Source organism: Caballeronia fortuita, assembly GCF_001544835.2.
In the GTDB taxonomy this organism is placed as follows: domain Bacteria; phylum Pseudomonadota; class Gammaproteobacteria; order Burkholderiales; family Burkholderiaceae; genus Caballeronia; species Caballeronia fortuita.
In genome coordinates, this window is sequence record NZ_FCNX02000013.1 from 38,309 (window position 1) to 64,459 (window position 26,151).

Consider the following 26,151-nt stretch of genomic DNA (forward strand, 5'->3'; position numbering starts at 1 on the left):
GCTGTCCTGCTGCTTCAACTACGCACTTTCACGTCGCGGAATTTACTGCTGTTGCGTTACTTCTTTGATGCTGCACTGCTTACTTCTTTTCTGCATTGCTGACTTATCGCTTCACTGCTTTACTGCTTTACTGCTTTACTGCTTCACTGCTTTACTGCTTTACTGCTTCACTGCTTCACTGCTTCACTGCTTCACTGCTTCACTGCTTCACTGCTTCACTGCTCTACTTCGTTACTGTTGTACTGCGTTACTGCTGCTTTACTGCTCTACTACCGGAAGTCGTGCTGACCGCTCTCAACGTAGAACACTTGCTCTGGCGCGTTACTCCTGACCGAAAACACCGATGCCACGCGTCCATTAGCCATCGACATGAAAGCGATCAGGCTCATCGACATGATCGCAGCGGCGAGAATGATGCGCTTCTTTTGCATGGCGGCTGTCTGTGTTGTTCGGCGTTGATGCAATAGTAGAGAGACCCGGATGAGAAAGCTCTAATCCGCGTCTTAAACGCAAACATCTCCGGCGCTTCCGAACAGCCGCAACACGCGATTGTTCGAACCGTCTAGTACATTCTTCCTGTCGTGACCGGTGCACAACACGGCGGAAAAGAACTTTACTGTCGCCTTGCCAGTGGCCTTCGATGCCGGGAGAATCGAAGCAACGACCCCAAAAAGGCCGTTCCTTCACTACACGAGAGCTCGATGGCAACCTTAGAGGGCAAGGCGCGTTACCGCATTGATACCGATAACACCGGCGCCGGCATCGCCATCATGATCCTTACGACGGCCACTTTCGCGGCCAGCGATTCGACCGTCAAGCTGATCGGCAGCGCAGTCCCTCTCCTCGCGCTGCTCTGGGTGCGCTATGTGTTTCAGATGGTCGTGATGGGCGTTTGGCAAATCCGCCGCCGCGCGTTCGGGCTCTTTCGCACGGGCAGCGTCCGGTTGCAGATCGTGCGCGCCGTGCTGCTGCTCACGAACTCCGCATGTACGTTCGCCGGTCTGCGGCATCTGCCGTTGCCGGTGTCCACGTCCCTTGCGATGCTCGCCCCGCTCATCTCCACGCTGCTCGCCGCGCTCGTCCTGAAAGACGACGTGCCGCGCAGCAAATGGGCGCTGGTCGCTGTCGGCTTCATCGGCATGTTGCTGGTCGTACGGCCTGGCGGCAGTCAGTTCAGCTGGACCGTGATCTATCCGATCGGCGCGGCGACGACGTTCGCGTGCTTCCAGGTGGTGTCGAGCCATCTTTCGCGCGTCGACGATGCCATCACGACCAACTTCCTCACGGCGCTCGTCGCGACCGTCATGCTGTGCGTGCTTGTCTGGATGGATCAGGCCGAAACGCTGCCGGCACTCGCGCAGGTGCGCTTCGAAAGCTGGCTGCTCGTCGTATTCATGGCGACGATGGCGACCACCGGCCACGGACTGATGCTGCAAGCACTCAAGCGCGCGCCGCTCTCCGTGCTGACGCCGCTCGGCTATGGCCAGCTCGCGTTCGCCGCGTTATTCAGCTGGCTGCTGTTCCGTCAGGTGCCCGACATGTGGATGGGAATCGGCATGTGCGTGATCGCCGCGAGCGGCATCGGCACCGTGCTGTTGCATGGCCGCAAGCCGCCGCCGGCCGTATCGACGGAAATCTGACTGCAGGGAGGAGCGATTCGCTCAGTTGGCGGTATGCGCGTGCTGCGCCTGGCCCGTGCAAAGCCAGTGCGGATCGATGTCGAGCGCCTTCGCGATGCGGTTGAACGCGGCGAACGGCGGAACCGTGATGCCGCGCCGCCAGAACTGCACATCGTGTTCGCTCACGTCGAGCCAGTTGGCGGCTTTCGCGGAACTGATGTTCGCCTTCTGCAAGGCCCGGTCGAGACGCGCGGCCATCGCGCGCCGCAATGCGTTGTCTTCGTGACTACGTTCAAGGTGGCCAAGGGTTTGGGAATGTCGCCCCATTTTCTTCCAATCTCTCGATTTATATATACGCCGTTCAGCGCCGGCTCATTCGCGCGAAGGTGAATCCTATTGATCCACGATGACGAGGCGGTGACAAAAATACCGAAGAATCTTCGGCGTCCCGCAAGTCTGTCGCGCGTGTTGCAGTGCGAGATTTTTTCAAGTTACGTATGAATGCGTCAAGTGGGGAAACAACGCACAGCAAGCGTTTCGGCTAGGTGTTTACGCCAAGAGCCCTGTCCGGACGTGCGGTATCACTCATAACGAACGCACGTTCGCCATCCGACTGGTCGGGATTATCTCGTTTTCAGCGAATATTGCAGAGACAATTGGTCGCTTGCATTATGCGACTCCTGCAAGGAAGCAATTACGGCGCATTATTCGGCTGATTTGTTTATTACTCGACCTTATTTTTGATTAAATGACTGCATGGTTTGAAGTCAAGCCGGGAAAACGTAATTGACACTTCATCTGCTTGCCTTAGAATAGGTCGATCGTTGCAGCGCACAAATCCATCGGGCAATCAATTGGCAACTTCAATATGGAGTCGAGCATGAGTAGTCTTGCGCCGGAAAACGTAATCGCATCGCAGAAAGCGGGCGTCGACACGACGTTCGGTCTTGCCGCACAAGCCGTCGGTGGCTTCGAAAAGCTCGTCGACCTGAATGTACGCACCGTCAGAACGGCGCTCGACGAGCATCAGGCGCTCGTAGCCAGAACGTTCTCCGTGCGCGATCCGCAGGAATTCTTCGCGCTTCAGAACCAGCATCTGCAGGAGAGCGCCCAGCGGGTGCAGGCGTACTGGCTCGGCGTCTACGAAATTGCGGCCGGCGTGCGCGGCGGCTATCTGGAAGCGGCGCAGGATCACATCGAGAAATCGCAGCGCAACGTGCAGGCATTCGTCGAAAGCCTCGCGAGCAATGCGCCGGTCGGCAGCGAAGCCGTCGTGTCGGCGTGGCGCACTGCGATCGACGCCGCGACGGAATCGGCGAATTCGGCTTACGAAGCCGCGAAGAAGGCCGCGAAACAAGTGGTCGAAGCAGCACAGAACGACGCCACCGTCGCTAACCAGACGGCCGTGCGCGCCGTATCGAAAACGGCGAGCGTCAGGAAGTAAGCGCGAGTAACGCAAAAAAAGGCGGACGCGATCCGCCTTTTTTTGCGTCTCAGCCGCCCAGACTTTTCAGCACGAGTTCGTGCGAGCGGCCGATCCACACGGCCGAATCGCGATGATCGGCGAGCGCGTCGCCGGTATTCGGATGCATGAAGACATCGAGCGCGCCGTGGTTGAGCGTGAGCCACGCGAGCATCGGCGCAAGCAGGTCACCGCCGAATCCCAACTGAAACGACCACATCGGATGCGGTCCGACAGGCCGCTCGTGAAAGCGTCCGAGCCGTAACGCGCCGCTCTGCAACGCGTCCGCGAAGCGTTGCTCGATGACGAGCCGAAGCTCCCAGGCGGCGTCGCGGCTCGATGCATCGAAGTAGACATGCGCGTGCCAGTCGGTAATGGTGCGGGTGTCCGGGGCGTTCATAGTTTCATCCGTGCGCGACAATATGGCGATGCGTGCCATTCTAGCGAACCGCTATCCGCAACGTTTGAGCGACCAGAGCACGGCGCCGTTATCGAAGCTTCGATGATGCGCCGCGCGCAGGCCGATCTCTGCGCCGAGTTGCGACAGGACGAACGCGTCGGCGAAACGCGTGATGCCGGCAATCGCCGGCTCCGGCGACAATCGCTCGATCCACAGCCATCCCGCATCGCCCGACAAGGCCGTAATGCGCGCGCCCGCAGACCGCGCGTGCCGCACGATGACGCGGCTTTGCGGCAAGTCCGCGTCGACGATCCACGCATGTGCCGATGCGCCCATCGCGCCGCCGAACGGCATCCACGGCAACGATGCCGTCGCGATGAGAAACGCGCGCCGCGTCGTCGTCATCGCGCTTGTCTTCCAATATCGCGCGGCCAGATGCCCTGCTTGCCCGGCGACAGAATGGCGTTCGGATCGAGCGCGGTCTTGATCGTATTCGACAGCCGCATCGACGCGTGATCGTTGAAATCGTATTGCGCGGCGGCGAGGTCCATATACGAAAGATGCGTGCGATATTGCCCGTAGCCCGCCGCGCCCGCGTCGCGGATCAGCGTTTCGATGAGCGCGCCCGCATCGCGCGATTGTTTCGGATCGTCGCGATCGAATATCGCCGCGAAGATGTGATGCATCGCGCGCTCGCCCGCCGTAAAGCCGCCGTAGTAATCGAAGCCCAACTGCGCGGCGCGCTCGCGCACCATGCGCGCCTGCTTCACGGCGTCGCGCCCGAGCGGCGCGCAAACCGGCGAGAAGTCGATATGCGCGCCCGAGCCGCCGCGCCAGTTCAGCAAGTTGCACGCTTCGAGTCCCGGAATGCCGACTTGCGCCCGATCGCCGCCGCCTTCGGGCTCGACCGATCCATCGCGATACGGCATCTCGAAGAGCGTCGCACCCGCGATCGGCTTGAAGCGCGCATGCACGATATCGCGCCGCGCTTCGACCAGCGCGCGCGGTCCATACAAGCAGAAGCGCAGGTTCCAGCGGCCGATCCCGATCTTGCGCGCCATCGCGTCGATGACGTCGTCGGGCATGGCGCCGTCGCCGTCGAACCATTGCTTGCGCGTGGACACGCCCGCCGCCCAGCGCACCGCGCTCTCGATCACCGCGTTGCTCTGGATCGTGCCGTCCATCCGGAGCGGACGCAGCGTATCGACAATGCGCTCCAGATCGTCCTCGCGCGCGAACGCATAGCGGCAGATCATGTAGCCCTCCGGCGCGGGCATGAGCCAAATACCGAGCTTCGTGACGACGCCGAAGTTCGACTGCATGAACATGCCGTCGTAAGACGGCCCGAAGCCGCCTTTGAAGACCTGCCAGTCGCGGCTCGACGACATCGCGCCCATGCCGGTGCGAACCAGATCGCCGTTGGCGAGCACAACTTCCATGCCGCACTGGTTCGCCGCGTGATCGCCGTAAGGTGTCGTGCCGTAGCCGCGTTCCAGCGTGTTGCCGATCACGCTGCCCCATCCGGCCGCGGGCGGATCGAGCCAGAAGCGGCGGGGCGTGCCGAGCGCGCGATGCAGGTCGTAGTAGGTCACGCCCGGTTCGACGAGCGCGTGGCCGAGCGTTTCATCGATCGCGATGATGCGGTTCATGCGCCGCAAATCGAGCACGACACAACCGCGCATGCGCGGCGCGGCGCCGCCGTAAGCGAAGTTGCGCCCCGTCGATACGGTCCACAACGGCACGCGATACCGATTCGCGATCGACAACACCGCGCGCACGCCATCGACATCCTTCGGCATGACCACCGCCGACGGCGCGTGTGCGGACGCATCGCCGGGCGCGAACGGATCGAAATACGCGGCGATGTCGTCGGCGCGCACCGCATCGCCACCGAGCGCCGAGCTGAACGCCGCCAGCGCCGCCGGCAAGTCGGGCATCAATAGCCGCCACTGCTGCCGCTGTTCGATGTCGTGCCCGATGCGCCCGAACTACCATCGGTCTGACATCCCGCAAAGAGGCCGGCGAGCAGAACGAGCATGACCGTTGCGAGTCTGGCGAGCTTCATGAAACACCTCCGAAAGGAATTGAAAAGCGGAGCGCGGTAGTTAAGCCGCTTACCCATTAAACGCGCGGCGATCCGCCGATATTCCTTCGATAAACGCCAGCGAGACATTTTTGCGCCCCGTCACGCACGCAATGAAGCGCTCTCCAGGCCTTTCGACACGACGGCGGCCGAGTCTCACACGGGCCGCTCGGTGGCGTAAAAGGCGCGTGCTAGACTGCTGTACATGCATACAGTATCCGCGCCCGCCTATACCGTCGCCGTGCGCGCGCTGTGCGAATTCACGGCGAAACAGGGCGATCTCGATCTTCGCTTCACGCCGACGCCGAACGCGCAGGAAGGCGTCGCGGGCCATGTCACGGTGACGAACCGCCGTCCGGCCGGTTATCAGAAGGAAATCTCGCTGTCGGAAACTTACGGGCCGCTTTTCGTGCGCGGCCGCGCCGACGGCTACGATCCCGCGCTCAACCGGCTCGAAGAGATCAAGACGCATCGCGGCAAGCTCGAATCGATGCCGGAGAATCATCGGCATCTGCATTGGGCGCAGGCGCGCGTCTATGCGCATCTGATGTGCCGCAAGCTCGCGCTGGATTCCATCGAGATCGCGCTCGTGTATTTCGATATCGTCGATGAAACCGAAAGCGTGCTCGTCGAGACGCAAACGGCGCAGGCGCTCGCGGCACACTTCGAGACGCAGTGCGAGCGCTTCATCGCGTGGGCGAAACAGGAACTGGCGCACGGCGCGGCGCGCGACGAGGCGCTGAAGACGCTAACCTTCCCTCACGCCGATTTCCGTCCTGGCCAACGCGCGCTCGCGGAAGCGGTGTATCGCGCGGCGGTATCGAAGCGCTGTCTCGCGGCGCAAGCGCCCACGGGCATCGGCAAAACGGTCGGCACGCTCTTCCCGCTGCTCAAGGCGTGGCCCGGCCAGCAACTCGACAAGATCTACTTTCTCACCGCGAAAAGCGCGGGCCGGCAACTCGCGCTCGATGCGCTGACGACGCTCGCCGCGAAACCGTTGCGCGTCGTCGAACTCGTCGCGCGCGACAAGGCTTGCGAATATCCGGATCGCGCGTGTCACGGCGATTCGTGTCCGCTCGCGCGCGGCTTCTACGATCGCCTGGCCGATGCGCGCGCCGCCGCGCTGGAATGCGCGCAGCTCGATCGCGCATCGGTGGCCGAGGTCGCGCGCCGGCACGAAGTCTGTCCGTACTATCTGAGTCAGGAGTTGTCGCGCTGGAGCGATGTAATCGTCGGCGATTACAACTACTACTTCGACACGAGCGCAATGCTCTTCGCACTCGCGGAGGCGAATCGATGGCGCGTGGCGGTGCTCGTCGACGAAGCGCATAACCTCGTCGAGCGCGCGCGCGGCATGTATTCCGCGACGCTCGATCAGGCCGTCTTCAACGCAATGCGGCGCAGCGCGCCGGGCGTGCTCAAGAAGGCGCTCGGACGCGTCGCGCGAAGCTTTAGCGAAACGGCGAGCGAGCAGCACGCGTCGGGCATCGATTACGTCGCGCACACCGAGCCGCCCGCGCGCTTCCTGGTCGCGCTCGGGCAGGCCGTCTCGTTCATGACGGAGATGCTCGGCGAACAGCCCGACGTCTTCACGCCCGACATCTTGCGCTTCTATTTCGACGCCGTTCATTTCACGCGCATCGCGGAGCGCTTCGGTGCGCATTCGCTTTTCGATATCACGTTGTCCGGTGCAAGCTTGCACGCAAAGAAGCCCGCCGCCGTGCTGTGTCTGCGAAACGTGATTCCGGCGCCGCATCTTGCGCCGCGTTTTGCGCGCGCCCACAGCGTCGCGCTCTTTTCCGCGACGCTCACGCCCGCGCATTTCTACGCCGACACGCTCGGGCTGCCGGCATCGAGCGTGCGGATCGACGTCGAATCGCCGTTTTCGGCGGAACAGCTCGACGTGCGCGCGATCGCCGATCTTTCCACGCGTTATCGCGATCGCGCGCAGTCGGTGGAACGCATCGCCGATCTCATCGCCGCGCAGTTTCATCGCGCCGAGGGCAACTATCTGAGCTTCTTCTCCAGCTTCGAATATCTGGCGCAGGTCGCGGACGCGCTCGCGGCCCGGCATCCGTCGATTCCGTGCTGGCAGCAGTCACGCGCGATGAGCGAAGCGGCGCAACGCGAATTCCTCGCGCGCTTCGTCGCCGATGGGCGCGGCATCGGCTTCGCGGTGCTCGGCGGCGCGTTCGGCGAAGCGATCGATCTGCCGGGCACGCGGCTCATCGGCGCATTCGTCGCGACGCTCGGCCTGCCGCAACTCAACGCGGTCAACCAGCAAATGAAAGCGCGCATGCACGATGTGTTCGGCGAAGGTTACGCATACACGTATCTCTTTCCCGGCTTGCAGAAGGTCGTGCAGGCGGCCGGGCGCGTGATACGCGGGCCGCTCGATCGCGGTGTGCTCTATCTGATCGACGACCGCTTTGCGCGCGCCGACGTGCGGCGTCTTCTGCCCGCGTGGTGGCAAGTGAAAGTGCTGCGCCAGCGCGACCTGGCCGCGTCGGGAGATACGACTATTTAGACGCGCGCGTCCGCGCCGTTAACTGGTCAAACGCGGGCATTCGTCTTGCTGCCAACCGGCGCTTTCGGGGACACGAAGGCGTCCTCGTGGGGCCGGCAGAGCCCACCCATGGAGAATCACATGTCTACCGCTGAAACCCCGCGACCCGTTGATGCGCTCGACATGCTCGCAGCCGATCACCGCGCCATCGAAGCATTGTTCGATGCCTGCGAACGCGCGGAACGCGGCGATTTCGAACGCAGGAACGCGCTCGTGCAGCGTGCGTGCGAGTTGCTGACGATCCACTCGATCGTCGAAGAGGAATTGCTGTATCCGGTCGCGCAGAACGCGCTTCCCGCCGATCGGCGCGTCGATGTCGACGTCGACGAAGCCTACGTCGAGCATTTTCTCGTGAAGACGCTGATCGAACGGATCGCGAACCTGAAAGCCGGCGACGACGCCTTCGATGCGACCTTCAAGGTGCTGAGAGAGAACGTGATGCAGCACATCGAGGAAGAGGAAAGCGTGCTGTTTCCGGAAGTGCGCAAGACGCCGATCGATCTCGCCGCGATGGGCGCGAAGCTCGATGCGCGGAAGGCCGCGCTGCATGAACGTATCGCCGAGACCGCGCCCGCGCACTGAATTGCAGAGCAAGACCCGGGGTGCGTGCGCGGCGCGGCAGGCGCACACTTTGAGGCGAATTCATGCACATCCGGAGAAACGACATGAAGGTGCTCGAACGGGCGACGGCAGACGATATCGACGAACGCATCGATGCGCTCGACTGGGCCGCTATCGAAGCGCAACTCGACAGCTACGGCTGCGCGAGCGCGCCCGCCCTCTTCTCGCGCGACGAATGCGACGCGCTCGCCGCGCTGTACGACCGCGACGGCGTGTTCCGCAGCCGCGTCGTGATGGAGCGCCACGGCTTCGGGCGCGGCGAATACAAGTACTTCGCGTATCCGCTGCCCGACGCGGTCGAGCGAACGCGGCGCGCCGTCTATCCTCATCTCGCGCCGGTGGCGAATCGCTGGAACGAGGTGATGGGCATCGAGACGCGATATCCGCGCGAACATGCGGCGTTCGTCGAGCGGTGTCATCGCGCGGGGCAGACGCGGCCGACGCCGCTGCTGCTGCGCTACATGCCCGGCGATTTCAATTGCCTGCATCAGGATTTATACGGCGAGCACGTCTTTCCGATTCAGATGGGGATCCTGCTCTCGGCGCCCGGCCGCGATTTCACCGGCGGCGAATTCGTGATGACGGAGCAGCGCCCGCGCATGCAGTCGCGCGCGGAAGTGGTGCCGCTCGACCAGGGCGATGCGGTGTTTTTCGCCGTGCATCATCGGCCGGTGCAGGGCACGCGCGGGCCGTACCGGGTGAACATGAAGCACGGTGTCAGCCGCCTGCGCTCGGGGCGCAGGCATATGCTCGGCGGGATTTTTCACGACGCGCAGTGAGCGCGCGCTTCATCGACGCCTGGTTCGCTTACTCGTTTTCGTCGAAAGAGCAATCAACCCTTACCGGACAAGGCTTGCTGCACGGACCTACGCTGAAACCTACGCCGTATAGGAATGTGGTTTGACAAACCAGCGATACACGAGGCGTGACGGCGCAACCGCAAGTTGCTCTGACGGCTTGGCTCAAGACGTTGTTTGCTGCGGCGCTTGTGTTCAGGAACCGATAGCTGACGTATTCTCCTCGCCTTTATATGGGAGGAGAAGCATGGCAAAACAACGCTTGTATCGTGAGGAGCTTTACGACTTGGTCTGGGCCGAAGAGATGCTCGTACTCGCGTCGCGTTATCAACTCTCCGAAGAACAGCTCATCGGACACTGCCGCGAGATGCGCATTCCTTTCCCCACTGAGAGCTATTGGAAAGCGCTTCGACAGGGAAAGAAAATGAAGCGCACACCGTTGCCAGATCCTAAACTCGGTCAGGTTTTGAGTGTCGAAACACCGCTCGACGCAGAACCTTCAGCCAAGAAAAGCCTCTCGGAACGATTGCGGGCCGTAATCGATGGAGCACAGCCCGAACAATCCGGTCTTACTTTCAAATTACCGCGCGCATACCGCTGGCATCGCTTGATCAAACCAATTCACGACGACCTGCAGCGACTTGCGGAGCAGGCGAGGCAATACAAGATTGAGCGCGATCGCGCTGCTAAGGTGGCGCGCCATGGCACCAAAAATAATCATAGGCCGCAACTTATATTTAACCCTGAACACAACGGCGTGTTAGGTAATGAAAAAAACCCGATTGTCCGTGCTTCGCTTGGTACCTACGAATATGCCTTATTCGTGGTAAATGAGGTATGCGTCCGAGCAGATGCGATAGGGTTTGTGCCGAAGATAAATCGCCCAAGGAGCCGTATCGAACTGCATCGCGGAGAGACATACGTTCAAATCCGAGTCCTGGAAAAGAGACGAGCCGAACGGATCAGAACCAATTCGAAAATATTACCTTACAGCCGCACATTGTATGCGACTGGAAAGATAGAGCTAGGCATCGCAGACCAAGGCTCGCGTGAGACTCGGTTTTTACTTGAGCCAGAAATCGCGCTAGACACCCAGTGGCGAGCGATTATCGATCTCATCGAAACTTGTTATGCGCGTTCCGTTGAATTGAAAATGGAACACGATGAATGGAGAAAGCGATACGCTGAGGAGGAAGCGCGGCGCCAGGAAGAGATCCGTCGGCAGCAGAAATTGCGCGAGGAGGCGGTGGCCGAATCCAAGCGGCGGGACCAGCTTCTGGAAGAAGCGGAAATTTGGAATCGCGTAAGTATTCTGCGCCGGTATCTCGCCGAACTCGATGCTCGTAGAGATGCTGGCGGAGAGATATCACCCAATCATGAGCAATGGCGGGAGTGGGCCGAGTCGGTGGCGAACCACCTAGATAGCAAACGCGTTGTCCAGCCAAATTTAAATGCTTGTTCTCGTTCGGACTCGCCGCAGAAGTAAACGCTGCGAACACGGCCGCTTCCAGGCCGCCGTCGGAAGCGCCTCGAATGGCTGCGATTGCATCGTCAACGAGTACGACGACGAGTACGAGCAGCCTGAGTGCGATGGGTAAGAACGGAGCCATTCTTCTTGGCGAGCTCGCGGCGCGCGCGACTCACCTCGACATTGAGTGCTCCCGTTGCGACCGCAAAGGCCGGTATCGACTTGCCAAGCTGGTCGCGCGGCTCGGCGAGGATTTCCCGATGACCGACCTCGGCACCGAGCTCGCAGATTGCCCGCGCCGAAGCGCGACCGCGCATCACGAGCGATGCGATGTGTTCTACCCCAAGCTCGCGCAGATCATTGCTGACGACCAGAAATCAACACCGACGAAACACACCCTATGAACGGTCGGAGGGCGCCGCCGCCCCATGCATACGATCTCTGGCCCGGGAATGGACATCTCGAACCTCTTGACGCGCAAAGCTTCGGAGTAACGCCAAGGAATCGCAGACGTCCTGCAGAGTTCTTAGTAACGTTTCACGAACGCAGAGCTCAGGGAATTCTTCTCCCCCGGAAGGTCTTTTCTGCACCGCCTCAATGCGTGCTCTGCACAGCATGATCTCCCGATTTAGCCGTGCCAACTTAGCGAGATGATCCGTCCGTTCCATAGCGCGCTCCCGAGGCCTCACCGAGCATAGGTGCCTTTATCGGCGACATCAGCGTCGGCGGCTATCGAGCGCTGATCTCGATATGGGAAAGGATAGTATCTGTTTCTCCGTCCGTGAAGGCTCTCGCCCAAGCGACTACTTGCTTTTCAACATCACTTCGGGTTTTCCCAACGAATCCAGTCGAGTAGGTAACCTTCTGAACTTTCGTCCTAGTGTTCCGATAATCACATCGTCTGGAGAAACGGGCATCAGCCGTCCAGCCGTCACCCGGGGCCGACGCGGGAAGAACTTCGAGAAAAAACGGACCCAACGAGTACATAGCGCCTCCCATTTTGGTCAGAACATGGACGCGCAGGTTTCGTTCCTCCGATCTGAAGACCGGCGGCTGGTCGCTAGTGCCTTAGCGCCAGGGTGAGGGGCCCAGGTGGTCGCGTGCGTTGCCACAACACGCAGTTGGCCCGAAGCCGATGACACGCACCTACCTGCCCCGCCTTGAAATGTGCGCTAAAGTTCCGACGCTTTCCGCCGACAAGCAGTCTCAGGATGACGAGAGGTCGCGTGCGGTAGCGCTCACTCACGATCGGGAAATCACAAAAAAGTGATACTATGTCGAACAAGAAATGGCGGCTGCACGACTATGAGACAAGCGCGGGAAAACGAGAGGTCAGAAAGGATTACGAGCGTGAAAGCGACTCGGTGCAAGCAGCGTTCGATCTGCATTGGGAGTATCTCGAAGTCCGCGACCGCTCAGAATGGGTGCGGCCCAATGCTCACAAGCTTCGCCCTGAGCACAAAGGGGGGTTCCGGGACTTCTTCGAATTCCGATTTCAAGCCGACAACGTCCAGCAACGCCCCCTCGGCTTTTTTGGACCGACGGACGGCGTTTTCACACTTTTGGTTTTCGCGAAAGAGAAAGGGGGCAAGTTCGTGCCGCAAAACGCCTACGGCATGTGCTGCGCCCGACGTGAAACGCTCGTAGAAGGCGGCGGACGTTCGGTACCATGGGACGAAAATGAGGTGGATCATGAAGCCGACAAAACTGGCAAAGCTGCGGCGCAAGGCGTACCGAAACGCTTACGTTAAGAGCAACGTCGCACAGGGGCTGGCCTTCCAAATCAAGGCTCTAAGAGTGTCGCGGGGTCTGACGCAAGCTGAACTCGCGCGTGCATTGAAGCTTGGCGGTCAATCTGCCGTGGCGAGGATTGAAGACCCGAGCTACGGCAAGACATCTATCGCTACCTTACTGAAGCTCGGCGAATTCTTCGACGTGGCGCTGCTTACTAAATTCGTCTCTTACTCACGTTACCTCGCTGAGTTCCAGGACCTCTCCGATCGCGCCCTTGCGGTCGAGTCGTTCGAACACGAGGATGCGGCCGGAGGCCTAGAGAACGCACCAGAATTCACTTTGATTCGTTCTATAAAATCGGAGTCAACGAGCCCGAAGACTGCTGTGGCTACTTGGGTTACCGCGACCACTCTCCAAAGTCAGCGTTCGCCGGCGCTGTTGTACGACGGCACTTCTGACTCTGCGTTGAGTACAGCAATCGCAAATTTTATTCTCCCGAGAGATCGAGTCCATGCCACGTAAAATCGAACAGCGGACGGAAGGAGTCGCATTCGACTGCCACGTGCCCGACAACGTCACCGAAATCTACGCTGATGGAGCCTCTGAGATCCAATTTGGCATGCCTATGTCGAGGATCTTGTTCCATAGTGTGACGAAGCCGGCAGATGGCCAGTCCCCGGAGGAGCGAGTCGCTCGTTTGGCTCTGGTTCTTCCAACCTCAGCATTGCTTGAACTGGTCGCTAACATAGCGACAAATACGACTCCCGAAGTGGCCGAATCGACCAAGGCAGCGATGGCAGGTTTCTTAGGCCACGTTTCCACACAAATTGGGCGACTGGTCGACATTACCGCAGCGAAGAAAAAGTAGAACGGGAGATAGACCACTGCCACGCGCCGGAATTGTGCGTGGCTAGTGCGTCACTGCTTGGCCGTAGTGGTCGTTAAGTGCAGGCGCCCGCGATTACTCCTTGCTGCTGGAGGATGCAGACGTAGTGCTGTAGATATTCGGCTTTTGCGCGGGCGTCGGCGTCGGCGTCATCGACGATCCCGAAAAGAGCTGATCCAAACGCAGGTGATAGCTCGGCTGTGCCACCGGAACCATCGACCACGCCGCCGGTGCTTGCGCCTGAATTTGCGGCGTTGCTACTGCTTGCGGGGGCGTAGGCTGTGACTGCGACGCGCAGCCGGCGAGCGCCATCAGCGATAGCAGCGCGATTCTTCGCATTGTCGGCATCATGGGATGCTTTCTCCTGAATGAGTTGCGCGTCGAGCGACGCGATCTGCGTCGACGCGTCGTTCTGTTTTGCGATCGCCGCGCGCGCCGCGCTCGCGGCCGCATCAGACACCGCCTGCAGCTTCTGCGCGTTGATCTCGTTGTCTCGTGCGTGCGCGGTCTGCTCGCTCGCCAGCTTCGTGGCATCCACGGTGTGCACGGCTGCGCCGCCTATCGCGATGCCGAGTACGGCCGCGATGATTCCTGTGATGAGGTATGGAGACATGGTCAGTTTCCTCGACAGGCCTGCGCCTCGAGTTCGCGCCGCGTCACGATGCCGCCGCAGCGGTTCGCCGCGATCGCGCAGTCCTTGCCCGCGACGAAGCGCCACTTAATGAACTCGCTGCATGCCCCGGGGAAGTCGCGCGCGACGTAGCGCTTCCGCAGCGTCGATCCACGATAGTTCGGCACGCCGATGTTGTACGCAAGATCCAGCACCGCAACCTTCTGGCCGTCCGACAGCTTGTCGAATCCGGGTGTAATCGCGCGCACCTCCGAGGCGTAGCCTGCGAGACTATCGCTGAGCATCTGCTTGCACTCGGGCAGCGTGTACGACCGCATCGCAACGTTCGTCTCGCCGAAGCACACCGTCTGAATGTTGTTGGCGAGCCGATCGTTGTATGGCTTAAGCGACACGCCCTCTTGCGATGCGGTGAGCGCGACGAGCGCCGCGGACGCCGCTACTCCGATCGATGCCGCAAGCGTGACCTTCTTGCCGGTGCCTTTACTTGGCTGCTGTGCTTGCGTCGCCATCGGCCGCCTCTGTTGCTGTCGTGGTTTTCGGAGCCGTCGTTGTGTAGCGCGCGGCGATGATGGCTAGGCAGCCGACGGCGATCGCGATCGCGAGCCGCCAGCTATCCGGCAAAAGCGACTTCACTTCGTCGGGCATGCCCGTCCATGCCGCCTCGATGAAAGGCGATGCGACCGAAACAGCGCCGAGCGCCGCCGCGATAATGGTTGACGAGTACGTGTGCACCTTGGCCGCGTCATCGACCAGGCGAAGCTTGAGGTTCATATGGCCTCTGAAAGAAAAACCCGGCGCGTGGCCGGGTCGGATGTGAAAGCGTGCGTGGCTTATCGCCGACTGCCCGCCCAAGGCTGCGCAGGCAGAGCCGGATGCGTCGCCGTCTCCAGCTTTTTGTCGACCGCCTTCGCGGTGTTCGCGGCTTCATCGGCCTTCGTCGCGGCGACTGCGACCTTCTGCTCGACGGCCTCTGTTTTCTGCGCGGCGACAGTTGCCGCCACGGCGGCCTGCCGCGTCTGCTTAATGAGCGCTGCTTGGCGCGCGTCGGTCAGCTTCGCCCGGTCGCCCAGGAAGCGCAGCGTGTATTGCGCGACCTCATGCGTGTCGGTGATCAAGGATCGAAGGTCCGACATCGCCTGGATGTTCTGCTGGTTCTGCTGTTGCAGCTGCTGCACCTTGCTCTCGTATTCGGCGACGCATGCGTTTCGAGTCTCAGCGCGCACCTCCGGGAACCGTTTGATGTAGGCCGCGCGCTCTCTGGTCCAGTTGGCACGTTCTACCGACATCCCCCACTGCCCGATGAAGAAGCCGACGGCGGCGACGCCCGCCAAGCCGCCGAAGAGACATGCGCCCATCACCCACCACCGCCAGTCACGAACGCGAGACATCTGACTCCCTCCGGTTTTCGATCGCCTTCTCGAGGCGTTCGATTCTGGTTTTCAATTCGAGCACTTCGGCCTCAGCGCGCTGCGCGCGCCGATCGGCTGCGTCCGCTCGCTGTTCGGCGGAGCGCATCAGTTCTTCAGCGCGGTCCGCGCGCTGCACGGCGAGCAGTTCCCGCGCCTCAGCGCGGCCGGCCCGTTCTTCAGCCAGCGTGGCCAACCGCTCGAACCGTGAAATGGCCTCTACTTGCGCGGCGGAGTCCGCCTTGACGATGTTGGCCTCGCCTTCGCTCTCGGCTTGTCGCCTGCGATCGATCTGCCGCCACATCCGGCCGCCGGCCCAGAACGTGCCCACGCTCCCGAGAGCAGTCACGATCGACTTGACGCCCTCGTTCCAGAACTCCGACATCTGGTATTTCCCCTGTTGAGCCGTGGAGGCATAAAAAAACCGCCCGAAGGCGGCTAAGGTCCGACATAGTCTTGCAAGTGTGGCGCTCAACCGGTGATTCTGAGCCGCCAACGCTCGACCACATTCGATAGAGCGCGTTTTGATCGGCCAACCACGTACCGGTCAATCAGTAATGGAACGACTACCCCGAAGATGACGTAAAGCGGCCATGTTTTTTCTGTATGCCACTGGAAATACTGCCCGGTAATATCTCCGGGTCTTATAAAACCAAGACCACACAAGATCAGGTTGAGCACAAAAAAACCGAACAACTGATGCAGCACAATCGGCAACCCTTTCCCCCCGATGTAGGCCAGCGGACTCGCACCACGATGAGCAGCAATCAGTTGCGATATGCCGAAGAAGAATGCAACGCCAGTCAGACTGGTCACGATTGGCAAGATGGGACTCTCGAACTTCATGATCTGCATCCAAAAATCGAGAACTGTCCCCGTTGCCCAGAGGTGTTGCTGAATTACATATAGGGCGAAGAGCACGAAGACACCGGCCATATACCGCTGCAATCGATACTTCGCGCAGACGAACCCGAAATAGTAAAAGAATGACGCGAAGGTGATATGTAGGATCCCGATCTTGATCAAGCTCATCGACTTGACCGCATACAACTCGCGAGACAGCACAATAGACCCGACCGACATCGACAAATACGCGAGGAGGAATAACCCTTCCACAATTGCCAGCGACCGTCCTGTCCCGCCGCCGGTGAGGCGGATGAGACGTGTATGAACGCCCCCGAAATACACCCGAACAAGAAAAAGGCTTGGGATGAACCAGTATGGCGACGTAAAAGGGTATGCCCCAGAGGTGCTGAACTGCGTAAGGAAGAGATTCGTGAGCGTTATCGGACGATCTAGCGCAGCAAATCCAAACGCTGCCAAAAGCTTACACAGGAACGCGTAAAACACAATGCACGCCGTGGTAGGCAACAAAAAGGTCTTGATGTGCGCGGCAAGCGATCGAGCGCCCTCGATCTCTCCCTCGCGGAAAAACATTCCAGAAAGAAAGAAGAAGAGCGGCATATGAAAAGAGTAAGGGGAAAAAGGCGCCAGGCCCATCCCGCTACTTGCATGCCCAGCCACCACAGCGATGATGCCGATGCCGCGAAGCACGTCTACACTTCTGTCCCGCTCTTTCATGACGATCAATCCCGTTTGGAAACGGGATTATATCCGCCTATGAGAACCTCATTCGCACCGCCGCCGCCGAGAAGAGAGCTGACGTCGAACTGATCTGGAAGCCCGTTTTGGAACGCCTCAAGGCGGGGATCGTCGTCGCCAACTTGGCCTTGATTAGGCCAGACGCTCGGATCCTGCTCGCAACCGAAGACAGACACAATCCTTTTCTCCGTCGAGTCAGCGAATTGAACGAACACAGTCATCGCGTTGCTCCTCAGAAATCGTAATTGTTTAGCGAGATCGTAAACGCTGGCGTCCCCGCCCCATTGCTCGATGTGTAGAAAAGCCGTTGCGGAGTGCTAATACCGAGGCGCTCGAAAGGAACTGCCTGAGACTGCCCAGCTCCCACGTTCGCCGCCATGATCTTTCCGCCAAGGGCAACAGACGTGGGGTACACCGCGATGCCGACGGCGGAAGCTGCCGTTGATCCTGCCTGGATAAATCCGCCTACGGTCTTGGCGTTCATCGGGATCACTAACGCATTGACTATCGTCGGACTCGCATTAACGACGGCCGATGAGGTGAGTATGTTCGACCCGCCGAAGGCCACGTTTCGGTCATTTTGGAAAACCGGAGAGAACTGCGAGCTCGCGTTAGTCGGGACGACCGAAACAAGCGCCGAGGCGGTGTATCCGAGGCTAGGGATCGCCGATCCGTTGTTGTAGATGTTCGGCAACAGTACATTTGCGCCCTGTGCGACGAGCGCACTCGCTCCGGTGGTCGGGTTGTAGATCGCGTATATGCCTACAAATCCGCTCGCCGGAACAGTGCCGGCATAGTCAATCCCACCAGGCCCCGTGGTCGCCAAATTGATCGTCTTGTTGAAGCCTGCCAGCTTATACGTCTGACCACCAAGCGCGCTCTCGACGATGATCTCATCTGCCGTAAGCGTCGCTGTGCTGCTGGCAGTCGCGATGGCCATCGACAAATTGCGAGCAGTCCCGACGACAGGCGAGAACATCGAGCGGATCGCTGTCAGCACTTGGTTATATGTCGTCTTACTGGGCGTCAACCCGCCCGCGACAACAACCGCGCGTAACTCTTCCTGAACCATGTTGAGCCACGACCCGCGGACGTTCGTCGCAGGCGTGCCCGCCGCGGGATTCCCCTCTGTGAAATAGCCCTCGGTGCCCGCAGCTTCCGGCGTCGGCAGTGAAGTTGCCGCAGTTACGTCGTCGATTCGAAACATGTTGCCTCTTATGCGTAAGCAAAAATTGGGATCGTGTGTGCCGGCATCACCGCGCGAAACTCACACTCAAGAACTGCGTTGCCCCACGACGCGAGTGGATCACCTGCCGCCATCGAACCCGCGACCGCCCTCACCACCGTATTGAGCGGCGCAGCGATCTTCCACGCGAAGTTCCAGTCGTAGCCGTTTACTGGCTGCCCGGCACGCAGCATTCCGGCGCGTGCCTGCGTGTATTGCGTGATCGTGACCGTGTAGCCAAGCGACGCCGCGAACGCGGTGAGCTGCGGGATGGATGCGCCACCCATTGCGGTAAGTCGCGCTATTACCTGCGCGCGGCGCGCCGGAATTGTCGGCGCCGTGCCCGCGCACGGATCAGGCAGCCCTAGCGTTGACTCCCATTCCGGCAGCAGCTCGTACGTCGTCGTAGGGAAGGCGTCGATAAGCAGATAGTTCGCGCGCGCGGTCTGACGCTCGTATGAAGGTGCGAGCCCCGAAAGCACCTTCGTCTGAACGGCATCCGGATCGCGCGGCCAGACGCGCCCGCGCGGCAATAGCGCCTGCATCGCGGCGAGGAAATCAGCCGCCTTGAAGTTCGGTGCAAGCATGGACGCCTCAAACGTAATTCACGCCGGCAAGCACCGCAAGCTGACCGAAGCCGCTCGTGATGTTTCCCGGGTAAGTCGTCGTCGTTGTGCCGACCACGCCTTGAACGAGCGTAATGACGAACCCACTTGTGCCGGACACTGACGCGATCGCTGACTCGATGTCGGAGCGATTGATCGTGCCGCCGCGCGGATCGCCATTTCGGAAAAGCACGTCGGAGATCGCTGCAGCGATTGCCGCGCGTGTCGCAGTCGACGCGCTCAACAGGCCCGACAGCGTGAACGTCAGATTGTTCGCGAGCGGAGCGCACGAATACACGAGCGCGGTCACGGGCTGCTCATTGACGATGGCGTCAGCGACGACGAGCTGATCACCGGTCGCGACAGTGCCGCGCGGCACGCCGCCTGGCCCCTTGTCATACTGCGAGCATCCGTTCGTTCCCTGAGGGAAGCCGCCGTGTGACGCCTCGGCCACATCCCACATGGTGTAGATGACGACTGTTCCGGCGCCAAAGCCATTGGGCGCGACCCACGCGCGCGTCACACCCGGCACGGCCAGCGCCCACCCGACATAGTCGTTCAGGTCGCCACCCTGTGGCGTGTTTTGGTACGCCGCGAGCATCCGATTGCGCAACGAGTCGTTATCTTCAACGTCAGCGCCCGACGAAACTGTTCCCGTGATTGCTCCGGACGACTGCAGCCCGGGCACCGCAGCGCCGAGCGCGACCGTCGTGCCCGGGTCGGCGTTGCCGGCCGCACCGGCCGTGGTCGCGACGATTGTCACTGAAAGAGTCCCAGTGCCGCCCGCCGTTGCTGTTGCAGCCGTCGTATATGTCGCGCCATCGCTGCGTACGACCGGAGTCCCCGCATTGAGCACTGTTCCCGTGACGCCAGCGAACGACGCAGCTAGCTGGGCGGGCGTCGCGGCCTTGCGATACACCTTCTTCAGCGCCGCCCACCCTTCAAGGTATTCGTCCTCTGCGGTGAACGGAACCGCCTGCTTCGCGATCCAGTCGAGGTAGCCCATCTGCAGGTTCGACATGCCGGCCTGCACTTTGCCGACGACCTTGAGAACCGTGCGCCGCAGCGTTGCATCAGCACCCTGCAAGGCCGAGTTGATGTCGGCCGCCACCTCGCTGATCAAGGTGGAGAGCGTTTTTCGTTGGAATGGCATATCAGGTGAGCTGTTGCCACGCCCATGCGTACGTCAGTGAGACGCTCGGGCCGGCAGGTTGATAGAGCGTGATCTGCGCGCCGAGAAACGTGTCGCGCGTCCATTCCGTCTGAACATCCATGCTCGCGACGACACCGTCATCGACGAGCCATTGCAACGCCTCGACGATGTAATCGCGCGCGTTGTTGAGCACTTCTTGCGTCTGCTTCGAGCGATCGAGCAGCCAAAGCCGCGAGCCGATCGGGCTGTCCTCATCGAGATCGCCCCACCAGCCGCGCGGGTCGCCGGTGCCATCAGGAATGACGTCGTCGGCATTCGCCGCGCGGTCGGTGAAGAGGCTCAGCAGAACAGCGGTTTGCAGATCATTCCCGGTCAGCAGATCGGGGCCGAGCTGCTGCCAATCACCGCGGCTGTTCGCGGTATCCCAGACGATGCTGATGTCAGGCATCTATTACTCCGGCTGTGTCGGCGGTTGCGTGTTGATCGTGCTGGTGCCCGTCTGCACGTTCGTGATCGGATGCGTGTGCAGATTGGCTACTGCTCGCATGCCCGCCATCGTGCGGGTGTTCGTGTTGCAGTTATCGATGATGTCGCCGGTGCACTTCAGCATTGGCGTGTCTGCGAGGATGTCAGGTGTGTTCGTGATCGTTACAGGCTTACCTCCGCCGTCGAGGACCATGCCGGCCTGCGATAAATAGACCTTCTGCCCCGAGTTGTCGTGGATGCATACCTCGCCCGACTTCAGCGCCGTCACTCGGAACTCGGCATTCGAGGTTGCTATCACGAACCCGTTCGTCCGCTCGCCGTTGCCGAAGATCATCAGGACTTCGGACCCTGTCGGCGGATTTGACGTGAATCCATATTCCGCATAGCGGGGCATGTCCCCGGTGGTTTCGACCGCGTTGATCCGCGCCTGGACGTATTGCACGGTGCGCGTGTCATCGACGAATGAGATCACCGCGCGACTCACGAACAGACGAATCCGTCGTGAGAGCGCGTTCAGTGCGTCGAGCATTTAAGGTGTCCTCAGGCCGGCGCGATGTCCGGATCAATGCGTTGGAGAACGAGCGGCTCCGGCAGATACGCCTGGCGCGGCGCGAGCAGAAGCTCGGTATGAGTTCCGTTCTCGTCAAGAATGAAGCTGATCTCGGTGATGAGCAGAAGCGTCTTCTCCGGAATCTTGAGCAGCGGCATGGTGACCGGCACCTGATAATTCAGATACCACGGAGAGCCGCTCGAATCAGTCCAACTGTCCACAAGCACGCGCACCTGCCGAGACATGCCGTACGCACGCGCAATCTGCCAATCGACGCGCCGCTGCAAATACGTTCGGTCGGACGAAGGTTGTTCGGACACGATGAACTTCGGCCGGTACCGCTTCACGCCGGGGTCGTATGCCGTGTACTCGGGCAGCAAATTAACGCCGATGTCAGTCGCGTTGTTGTAGTTCGTCAGCACCCCGGAGACGCGCGAGAAACGACCGAGCGAACTCTTCACGGACACCGCGGACTCGACGTTCTTCCCGATTTCAAGCCCGGTCGAGCCAAGCGCGTCGCCGGCCAGTGCGAGGCATAGCGAGCCGTCCTCGAGCTCGAACGCGAGCACGCCGCTATAGCGGCAGCACCGTTCGATGATTTCCCACGGCGTTTCTGTGATCGAGATCAGTTGAAAGGGGATCGTGGGCAAGTCGTCGATGACCGCCTGCAAGCTCGCACTCACGACGACATCAATCTTTTGCGTTTTAGATTCGCCGAAGTTCTGCACCAATTCGCGGCACACGGCATCGATGCGGCTGTTCGCCAGAATCCGATCGACCGGCGCACTACAGTCGATCAGATCTTGGCATCTGCCGCGACCCGTCGCGCGGACTAGATGCTCGTGCGGCGTGATGATGTACTCGACAGTATCGACATAGCCCGTCAGCAACAGATTGTCGGCATCAATAGCGATTCGAATTGGCGTGCCGCCGATCAGTGAAGCTTCGTCAACCTCTTCTGGAAAGCGCTCTGTCATTTCCAACACGAACGAGCCGGTGCAGCTCTCGATCGAGCGCGTGACGCGCGCGCTTTTCCATCCGGTGATCGAGATATTCGATTCCGGCAGCGTCACAACGAGCGAATTCATCAGTACGTCGCTCCAAGCGCGAATTGACTGGTTGAGCCGGTTGAGCCTCGCTCTACCGTCGATTTCACGTTCGGCGTACCCGACACTTCGGCGCGCGATCCCTTCGGCAAGTTGCCTAGTTCGACCTTGACGCGAAGCTCGCCGTCCGAACGCGCTGGTGACGCGTCTTGCTGTGCCGCGCTTGGCGCTTGTCCGCCAGAATAAAGCCCAGCGATACGGCCGGCCGTGGCTGCGCGCCGATCAGCTTCTGCTGCTCCACCCGCCGGCCGCTCATACAAAAGCGATGCGATTCGGGCTGCCTCCTCCGGCGTCTTGGCCATCTCCAACATCGCGCCCGCGCGCTGCTCCTGAGGCCCACCGTGATAAAGCTCTTGCATCACGTATGCGAGCTGCTCATCGAGCGTAGAAGTCCGCAACGAGTGCCCAGCAAATTTTTCGAATCCTGCGGCACGGTCAGCATGCCACTGCGCAGCGCCGTATGCCTTTCCGTTGTCACCCTCCGCGAACGGATCGAGTTGGCTCTCGTGCAAGAGACTAGCCGTCATTCCGATCGCCGCCGCGCGGGTCATTCCGTGGCGCTGGAAGTAGTCGATCGCATATGGGACGTTCTTGTTCGGCTCCGCACCGACTTGCGCATTCGTGCGCGCGCCGTTCCCGCGCAAGAAGTTGCCGAACTTCTCAAGCCCATCGATCGCACGGTCGCCCAAGTTCGTTGCGGGCGGTGCGTCCGGCGACGAAGCAGGAACATTGCTGCTACCGTTCCAGCGCGTCGGTACAAAGTCCTGTCCGTTCACGCGCGCGATAACGCGCTCGACGCCTTCCAGAAATGTCGTCAACGCGGGAGCAAGCCCGCCGAGTATGGTCTGCTTCGTCTTGTCGAACTGCGCGTCGAGTCGGCCCATCGCTTCGGCATAGTCGTTTGCGTGACGAATATCGTCCTCGCTGGGGGCAAGCGCGACGCCACGCGCGTAACGATCGCGCACGCCACCAGCCCCCTTATTCAATAGATCTTCCAGGCCCCCAGCGTCCAGCGCTTCAAACAGGCGATGGCGCGCGAGTGGACCGTTTCGGCCGTTCACACTTTCGCCGGCTGCAGCGATCTGTTCGAGCAGCCGCTCGGAACTGAACTGCCCGCGTTCGTCCAGCCCGTTGATCCCGTACGCCTGATAGATCATCCGCTTCTGCGGATCGCGACCCTGCGTCGACTCATAGTACCCGCGCGTCACACCCTCCACCGACGAGGTAGCCTGCTCCGCGCTCAGGCCGACCGACTTCGCCGCGTTCTGAATGCCAAAAAGCTGCTTGGCGTCGATGCCGAGCGTCAGCGACTTGTTGCTGACGCTGCGGACGGTGTTCGCCCATGCCGATTCGATCGAAAGAATCTTCGACGTGACGAGCGCAGCCGCGCCCACAACGCCCGCGAGCAACGCGCCGCTAAGCGCGCTCGCGCGCGTCGCGCCGGTCACGAAGCTTTGCACTGCCGTCATGCGCTGCGAAGAGCGCGTCGTGCGCATCATCGCCTGATCGATGGCGCGAAGGTTCCGGTTCGCCGAAGCGAAGCCTGAGCCCGTCCTGTCGAGCGCGGAGATTACGATCGTCAGGTTGTTTGCCATAGATCAGGTTGCCAGTGCCTTGAAGCTAGTCGGGAAAAATGCAGGGTGGACCGGATCCGCCTGCGAAACCAGTTCGTCCGCTCGCGCCGCGTCGCGATAGATGCGATTCGCGAGCGTCAGAGACGGCAGCGGCGTTGCGAACGCGAAGGTCCGCATCGCCGGCAAGCTCGCTCCGCGCTGATTCAAGTCCGATACAACGGCATGCCGCAGAGAGCGCAGGGCGTCATACGTCTCATCGTCGCCTTGATCGCCCGATATGGTCATCTCTGCGTCGATCAGATCGAGCACCTGACTGCGCACGCGCGCCGCGTCGTCGCTCGACGTAGGCTCGTAATTCGATGCGGCCACCGCGATCGAAGCGATGGTCGCGCGCCGGAACAGATCGGAGCATGCGGCTTGCATCGTCGCCATCGCAGTGCCAATCGTCGACGCCGTTGTCGCGCCACTCGGCTCATATCCGGCCAGCGAAGTGAGCAAGCGCATCGAATCAGCCGGATCTGGCGTCGCCGCCAACATCGCGCTCGTGACCCCTTGTACTGCCGTGGTGAATTCGTCAATCGTCGAGGCGTCAAGATTTCTCGCCGCCGAGTCGAGCGTCGCGGACGCTGCGTCGACATTCGCGCGCGCGAGGGTCGCCGCCTGGGTGAGGCTTTCGACGGTTGCGCCGCTCGTGTCCACTGACGAGCTCGGGAACTTGCTGAACGTTGGCACCGTGGCACTTCCGGCGAACCGACCAAAGTCACCAGGCAGGTTCGTCAGAAGCCGGAAGAGGTTCCGCGCGTCGCCAACGAAGTTCTTTGCCGCCGTGTACCAGCCGACGGCCGTGCTCACCGCCGAGCCAAGCACCGCCGCGCCATAAGCGATCGCGGTCAGCGCCGTGCGAGCGAAGTTGAGCGCGGCCGCGACGTTCAGGTCGCTTGCGGCGCTTTCGACAAGACTTCCGCCCGCCACCGACGTCGCAGGGAAGACACGCGGGCCGCCCTCGATAAATTCGAACTCGAACTCGAAGTATCGGCCCTTCTCCCACCGCTCGATCCAGCGGCTGTCCATCAAACTGACGTCTCGCCGACCGTACGTCGGATGCACGAGCGAGCCAGCGCCTTCCTTCTCGCAGGCTGCAATCAGCAGGTCGCGCTGCGCGATGACGTCGTCGCCAACGACGAACCCGAAGACACGGAAGCGACGGGTACCGCGCCCGAGATCCTCGACCCACGGCGTGTCGCGCAGCACGTATTCATGCACCTCGTTTCGGCGCCCGAAGGCGCCTTCGCCACCAAGCGATACGAAGGGCACCCCACGAAATGACGCGGGCCGCAACTGATCGAAGTACGAGCCCGCGGATCCGCCGAGCCGCGCGGCCAGCGAACTCGCCAGATTGGAGATGCCCGAGGTGGTGCCGAGCACTGCGCCTGCGCCGCCTCCAATGTTCATGCCTTTGCTCCAATCTGTTGTTTCATGCGCTTGGCCTGATCAAGCCAACGCAATGTCTCGGAAAACGTCATGCCGTCGGTGTCGTTCGGCCCCCACCGCATGAAATGCGTCAACTCGGCGAGGACATCATCCCAGCCCTCCGGCATGGCCGTGACGGCGGCAATCAGTCGTCCGAGTTCGCTGTCCGCCGAAGCTGAAAACCGTTGAAGTACGCGCACGCGGCCATGAAGTCGCGCGCGGTCAGCGCGCGCACTGCGTTCTTCGGCACTTTCGACACGATGCTGATCAGCGCGATACTCGAGGCGAACGTGCCTCCAGCGGCCGACGCTTTACGTTTCTGCTGATTCGTCGGCTCGCTCAATTCGAGAGAAGCGACATTCAACGGGCTCTCGTCGGCCGTGAGTTTTACCGGCGACCGGAGAACGAGCTCGAACTCGTCGGCGCTCGCCTTCATACCGCTGATGGCTTCCTTGCCGAAGGAACCGACGAAGTCAGCCGCCTCGTCGATCTGGCTCGTGTACATCTGATCGATCACATCGACCGGCACGCCGCTAAGCAGCGCGATGAGGGCGATCTGCAGACCGTAGACACCGGCCGCATTTTCCGCCTTCTCGTACTCGCCTGCGGTCGGCTCGCGCAGCGTGATCGAGTCGACTGTCTTAGCCTGATCGCCCTTGCCGTAGCTCAGCGCCTTGCGCAGCTGGATTGTTTTTGTGTCGCTCATC

Annotated in this window: 32 protein-coding genes; 10 read left to right on the top strand and 22 right to left on the bottom strand. The window is 61.0% G+C overall.

The features are described 5' to 3' along the window. Positions 1–269: 269 nt before the first annotated feature. Positions 270–431: a hypothetical protein gene (locus AWB77_RS36075; RefSeq protein WP_157694905.1), complete on the bottom strand. Its 162-nt coding sequence runs from the start codon at positions 429–431 to the stop codon at positions 270–272. 270 nt (positions 432–701) lie between these two features. Here AWB77_RS36075 and AWB77_RS23490 point away from each other — a divergent pair, with 270 nt between their 5' ends. After that, positions 702–1,640 carry a DMT family transporter gene (locus AWB77_RS23490; RefSeq protein WP_061136844.1) on the top strand — a complete coding sequence of 313 codons (939 nt, stop codon included), beginning with the start codon at positions 702–704 and terminating at the stop codon, positions 1,638–1,640. A 21-nt stretch (positions 1,641–1,661) separates the two neighbouring features. Here AWB77_RS23490 and AWB77_RS23495 read toward each other — a convergent pair whose 3' ends face one another. Next, positions 1,662–1,946 carry a helix-turn-helix domain-containing protein gene (locus AWB77_RS23495; RefSeq protein ID WP_061136845.1) on the bottom strand — a complete coding sequence of 95 codons (285 nt, stop codon included), beginning with the start codon at positions 1,944–1,946 and terminating at the stop codon, positions 1,662–1,664. 553 nt (positions 1,947–2,499) lie between these two features. On the opposite strand from AWB77_RS23495, the gene AWB77_RS23500 reads away from it, so the two are divergent. Then, the gene (locus AWB77_RS23500; protein ID WP_061137023.1) at positions 2,500–3,063 is read left to right on the top strand and encodes a phasin family protein; all 564 of its coding nucleotides are present in this window, start codon (positions 2,500–2,502) and stop codon (positions 3,061–3,063) included. A gap of 49 nt (positions 3,064–3,112) precedes the next feature. Here AWB77_RS23500 and AWB77_RS23505 read toward each other — a convergent pair whose 3' ends face one another. From AWB77_RS23505 to AWB77_RS37235, 4 genes are read right to left on the bottom strand one after another with little or no spacing between them, the layout of a single operon-like run. Beyond that, positions 3,113–3,481, bottom strand: coding sequence for a DOPA 4,5-dioxygenase family protein (locus tag AWB77_RS23505; RefSeq protein ID WP_061137024.1), 369 nt, complete (start codon positions 3,479–3,481; stop codon positions 3,113–3,115). A 51-nt stretch (positions 3,482–3,532) separates the two neighbouring features. Continuing rightward, positions 3,533–3,886, bottom strand: a complete 354-nt coding sequence (locus AWB77_RS23510) for a hypothetical protein (protein ID WP_061136846.1) — start codon at positions 3,884–3,886, stop codon at positions 3,533–3,535. After that, a complete protein-coding gene (locus tag AWB77_RS23515) occupies positions 3,883–5,418 on the bottom strand; it encodes an FAD-binding oxidoreductase (protein WP_061136847.1) in 1,536 nt (511 codons plus the stop codon). Before AWB77_RS23515 ends, AWB77_RS23510 begins: the two co-directional genes overlap by 4 nt. Then, the gene (locus AWB77_RS37235) at positions 5,418–5,546 is read right to left on the bottom strand and encodes a hypothetical protein (protein ID WP_279616194.1); all 129 of its coding nucleotides are present in this window, start codon (positions 5,544–5,546) and stop codon (positions 5,418–5,420) included. The genes AWB77_RS23515 and AWB77_RS37235 overlap by 1 nt, the downstream gene beginning before the upstream one ends. Before the next feature lie 223 nt (positions 5,547–5,769). Here AWB77_RS37235 and AWB77_RS23520 point away from each other — a divergent pair, with 223 nt between their 5' ends. The 8 genes from AWB77_RS23520 to AWB77_RS23555 all read left to right on the top strand — a co-directional run bounded on the left by AWB77_RS23520 (position 5,770) and on the right by AWB77_RS23555 (position 13,618). Next, the gene (locus tag AWB77_RS23520) at positions 5,770–8,091 is read left to right on the top strand and encodes an ATP-dependent DNA helicase (protein ID WP_061136848.1); all 2,322 of its coding nucleotides are present in this window, start codon (positions 5,770–5,772) and stop codon (positions 8,089–8,091) included. A 120-nt stretch (positions 8,092–8,211) separates the two neighbouring features. Continuing rightward, positions 8,212–8,712 carry a hemerythrin domain-containing protein gene (locus AWB77_RS23525; RefSeq protein ID WP_082852744.1) on the top strand — a complete coding sequence of 167 codons (501 nt, stop codon included), beginning with the start codon at positions 8,212–8,214 and terminating at the stop codon, positions 8,710–8,712. An 83-nt stretch (positions 8,713–8,795) separates the two neighbouring features. Continuing rightward, a complete protein-coding gene (locus AWB77_RS23530) occupies positions 8,796–9,530 on the top strand; it encodes a 2OG-Fe(II) oxygenase (protein ID WP_061136850.1) in 735 nt (244 codons plus the stop codon). Between the two features lie 265 nt (positions 9,531–9,795). Then, positions 9,796–11,034, top strand: coding sequence for a hypothetical protein (locus AWB77_RS23535; protein WP_061136851.1), 1,239 nt, complete (start codon positions 9,796–9,798; stop codon positions 11,032–11,034). Positions 11,035–11,138: 104 nt separating this feature from the next. After that, the gene (locus AWB77_RS23540) at positions 11,139–11,420 is read left to right on the top strand and encodes a hypothetical protein (RefSeq protein WP_061137025.1); all 282 of its coding nucleotides are present in this window, start codon (positions 11,139–11,141) and stop codon (positions 11,418–11,420) included. Between the two features lie 870 nt (positions 11,421–12,290). Beyond that, complete coding sequence (locus AWB77_RS36080; protein ID WP_157694906.1) at positions 12,291–12,767, top strand: hypothetical protein; 477 nt, start codon at positions 12,291–12,293, stop codon at positions 12,765–12,767. Beyond that, positions 12,709–13,272 carry a helix-turn-helix transcriptional regulator gene (locus tag AWB77_RS23550; protein ID WP_061136853.1) on the top strand — a complete coding sequence of 188 codons (564 nt, stop codon included), beginning with the start codon at positions 12,709–12,711 and terminating at the stop codon, positions 13,270–13,272. Before AWB77_RS36080 ends, AWB77_RS23550 begins: the two co-directional genes overlap by 59 nt. Next, entirely contained in the window at positions 13,262–13,618 is a 357-nt protein-coding gene (locus tag AWB77_RS23555) for a hypothetical protein (protein ID WP_061136854.1), read from the top strand. Before AWB77_RS23550 ends, AWB77_RS23555 begins: the two co-directional genes overlap by 11 nt. Before the next feature lie 73 nt (positions 13,619–13,691). On the opposite strand, the gene AWB77_RS23560 is transcribed toward AWB77_RS23555, so the two are convergent. The 16 genes from AWB77_RS23560 to AWB77_RS23635 form a co-directional block, all read right to left on the bottom strand. Beyond that, positions 13,692–14,249, bottom strand: a complete 558-nt coding sequence (locus AWB77_RS23560) for a lysis system i-spanin subunit Rz (protein ID WP_061136855.1) — start codon at positions 14,247–14,249, stop codon at positions 13,692–13,694. Between the two features lie 2 nt (positions 14,250–14,251). Next, complete coding sequence (locus AWB77_RS23565) at positions 14,252–14,776, bottom strand: glycoside hydrolase family protein (RefSeq protein ID WP_061136856.1); 525 nt, start codon at positions 14,774–14,776, stop codon at positions 14,252–14,254. Continuing rightward, positions 14,748–15,038, bottom strand: a complete 291-nt coding sequence (locus AWB77_RS23570) for a DUF7940 domain-containing protein (RefSeq protein WP_061136857.1) — start codon at positions 15,036–15,038, stop codon at positions 14,748–14,750. The genes AWB77_RS23565 and AWB77_RS23570 overlap by 29 nt, the downstream gene beginning before the upstream one ends. 59 nt (positions 15,039–15,097) lie before the next feature. Further along, positions 15,098–15,655 carry a hypothetical protein gene (locus tag AWB77_RS23575; protein WP_157694907.1) on the bottom strand — a complete coding sequence of 186 codons (558 nt, stop codon included), beginning with the start codon at positions 15,653–15,655 and terminating at the stop codon, positions 15,098–15,100. Further along, positions 15,639–16,058 carry a hypothetical protein gene (locus AWB77_RS23580; protein ID WP_157694908.1) on the bottom strand — a complete coding sequence of 140 codons (420 nt, stop codon included), beginning with the start codon at positions 16,056–16,058 and terminating at the stop codon, positions 15,639–15,641. Before AWB77_RS23580 ends, AWB77_RS23575 begins: the two co-directional genes overlap by 17 nt. Before the next feature lie 86 nt (positions 16,059–16,144). Continuing rightward, positions 16,145–17,254: an acyltransferase family protein gene (locus AWB77_RS23585; protein WP_061136860.1), complete on the bottom strand. Its 1,110-nt coding sequence runs from the start codon at positions 17,252–17,254 to the stop codon at positions 16,145–16,147. A gap of 5 nt (positions 17,255–17,259) precedes the next feature. Next, complete coding sequence (locus AWB77_RS23590) at positions 17,260–17,496, bottom strand: hypothetical protein (RefSeq protein WP_061136861.1); 237 nt, start codon at positions 17,494–17,496, stop codon at positions 17,260–17,262. Positions 17,497–17,507: 11 nt separating this feature from the next. After that, complete coding sequence (locus tag AWB77_RS23595; protein ID WP_061136862.1) at positions 17,508–18,482, bottom strand: hypothetical protein; 975 nt, start codon at positions 18,480–18,482, stop codon at positions 17,508–17,510. An 8-nt stretch (positions 18,483–18,490) separates the two neighbouring features. Beyond that, on the bottom strand, positions 18,491–19,087 hold the full coding sequence (locus tag AWB77_RS23600) for a YmfQ family protein (RefSeq protein ID WP_061136863.1): 597 nt from the start codon (positions 19,085–19,087) through the stop codon (positions 18,491–18,493). Positions 19,088–19,094: 7 nt separating this feature from the next. Then, the gene (locus AWB77_RS23605; RefSeq protein ID WP_244158627.1) at positions 19,095–20,228 is read right to left on the bottom strand and encodes a baseplate J/gp47 family protein; all 1,134 of its coding nucleotides are present in this window, start codon (positions 20,226–20,228) and stop codon (positions 19,095–19,097) included. Positions 20,229–20,259: 31 nt separating this feature from the next. Beyond that, the gene (locus AWB77_RS23610; protein ID WP_034473985.1) at positions 20,260–20,706 is read right to left on the bottom strand and encodes a phage GP46 family protein; all 447 of its coding nucleotides are present in this window, start codon (positions 20,704–20,706) and stop codon (positions 20,260–20,262) included. Positions 20,707–20,709: 3 nt separating this feature from the next. Further along, positions 20,710–21,273, bottom strand: a complete 564-nt coding sequence (locus AWB77_RS23615; RefSeq protein ID WP_063936552.1) for a phage baseplate assembly protein V — start codon at positions 21,271–21,273, stop codon at positions 20,710–20,712. An 11-nt stretch (positions 21,274–21,284) separates the two neighbouring features. Further along, complete coding sequence (locus AWB77_RS23620) at positions 21,285–22,367, bottom strand: phage baseplate assembly protein (protein WP_157694909.1); 1,083 nt, start codon at positions 22,365–22,367, stop codon at positions 21,285–21,287. A 14-nt stretch (positions 22,368–22,381) separates the two neighbouring features. Continuing rightward, positions 22,382–23,995 (bottom strand): phage tail tip lysozyme, encoded by a 1,614-nt coding sequence (locus tag AWB77_RS23625; RefSeq protein WP_061136866.1) that lies wholly within the window; start codon positions 23,993–23,995, stop codon positions 22,382–22,384. Positions 23,996–23,998: 3 nt separating this feature from the next. Continuing rightward, on the bottom strand, positions 23,999–25,426 hold the full coding sequence (locus AWB77_RS23630) for a DNA circularization protein (protein WP_061136867.1): 1,428 nt from the start codon (positions 25,424–25,426) through the stop codon (positions 23,999–24,001). 163 nt (positions 25,427–25,589) lie between these two features. Then, positions 25,590–26,150 carry a phage tail assembly protein gene (locus AWB77_RS23635; RefSeq protein WP_061136868.1) on the bottom strand — a complete coding sequence of 187 codons (561 nt, stop codon included), beginning with the start codon at positions 26,148–26,150 and terminating at the stop codon, positions 25,590–25,592. Position 26,151 lies beyond the last annotated feature (1 nt).